The 1,550-nt window shown below is 76.7% G+C and carries 2 protein-coding genes; both read left to right on the top strand.

The window, feature by feature from the left end:
• Nucleotides 1–303: PucR family transcriptional regulator (locus L1885_RS28230; RefSeq protein ID WP_235799984.1), on the top strand; the 303-nt coding region annotated here is incomplete at its 5' end.
• Between the two features lie 192 nt (nt 304–495).
• Nucleotides 496–1,470, top strand: a complete 975-nt coding sequence (locus L1885_RS28225; protein WP_308117412.1) for a LacI family DNA-binding transcriptional regulator — start codon at nt 496–498, stop codon at nt 1,468–1,470.
• Nucleotides 1,471–1,550: the final 80 nt, after the last annotated feature.

The following is a 1,550-nucleotide window of genomic DNA, read 5'->3' as shown; positions in this document are numbered from 1 at the left end:
GAGCTGGGCCCGGTCGCCGAGTGGACCGCCATCGGCCCGTACCGGCTGCTGACCCGGCTGCCGCCGGGTCCCGATCCGGCCGTGGCGCCCCTGCTCGGCGCCGCGCACGCGGACCTGGCGCGCACGGCGGAGGCGTACCTCGACCACGCCGGCCAGGCGGGCCGCACGGCGGCCGCGCTCGGCATCCACCGGCAGACGCTCTACTACCGCCTCTCGCGCATCGAACAGCTCACGGGCCTCGACCTCGCGAGCGGCGAGGACCGGCTGCTGCTGCACATGGCGCTGAAGTCGGCGCGGCTGTAGGGGCGTCCGGGCGGGACGCCCGTCGACGGCGGGTGTCGGCGACGTCCGGCCGGGCTGTCGCGTGAGGCGGGCCGGCAGGCGCGCCCGCGGCCGGCGGCTGTCCCCGGGCCGCTCCCGCAGGCGTCATACTCGGACTGTCCGAACAGGGGCCGGGAGGGTGCGGTGGGGTCGTCGGGGACGAGTCGGCGCAGGGTGACCATCCATGACGTCGCCAGGTCGGCGGGGGTGTCCCGGCAGACCGTGTCCCGGGCGCTCAACGACAAGGGCGAGATCCAGGGGACGACGAAGCAGCGGGTGCTGGACGCGGCCCGCGAACTCGGCTACCGGCCGAGCCGGTTCGCGCGGGGCCTCGTGCGCCAGGACACCGTGACGGTGGGGCTGGTCATCCCCGATCTGCTCAACCCGTTCTTCACCGAGGTGGCCGCCGCAGCGCTGGAGGCGGCGGGCGAGCGGGGCTGGCACGTCGTGGTCCACGACACCTCGGACAGCCCGGAGAAGGAACGGACCGCACTGCGGGTGGTCGGCTCCCAGGTCGACGCGGTGATCGGATACTTCAGCAGCCCGGAGGACGAGATCGACCGGGACACCCGCGGGGTGCCGGTGGTGCTCGTCGGGCGGGAGCACCGCGCGACGCGCTTCGGCTCGATCCGGATCGACGGCGCGGAGGCGATCGACCGCGCGGTCGCCCATCTCGTGGCGCGGGGGCACCGGAGCATCGGCATGCTCGACCACCAGGGCCGGCCCGAACCCTCCGACCGCCACGGCTGGTTCGCCGCCGCCGCGGCCGCGCGCGGTCTGGACGCGAGCGCGGTGGCCGGCGCCCCGCAGTCGGTGGAAGGCGGGGAGGCCGCCCTGCCCCGGCTGCTCGCGGCGTACCCGGACGTGACCGCCGTCCTCACGTTCAACGACGTCATCGCGGTCGGTGCGCTGCGTGCGGCCCGCAGGCTCGGCAGGCGGGTGCCGGAGGATCTCGCGGTGGTCGGCTTCGACGGCCTGCGCCTCGGCGACCTGGTCGAACCCGCCCTCAGCACCGTCTCCCTGGACATCGGGCGGCTCGGCGCGCTCGCGGTCGAGGAGGTGGCCCGGCTGCTCGCCGCGCCGGGGGATCCGGTGGCCGGCGCGAGGCTCGTCGTCCACGGTTCGCTCCTGCTGCGCGACTCGGCCTGACGGAGGGGCGGGCGGGCCCGCCCCTCGCACTCACCTCCGGGCGCCGCGCGCCGGGCCTGTGCGCGCGCCGGGCGCCCCCG

It is taken from the genome of Streptomyces fuscigenes (assembly GCF_021556455.1).
Classification (GTDB): Bacteria; Actinomycetota; Actinomycetes; order Streptomycetales; family Streptomycetaceae; genus Streptomyces; species Streptomyces fuscigenes.
The sequence above is the reverse complement of the archived record's forward strand: the minus strand, read 5'-3'. Positions and strand labels throughout refer to the sequence as shown.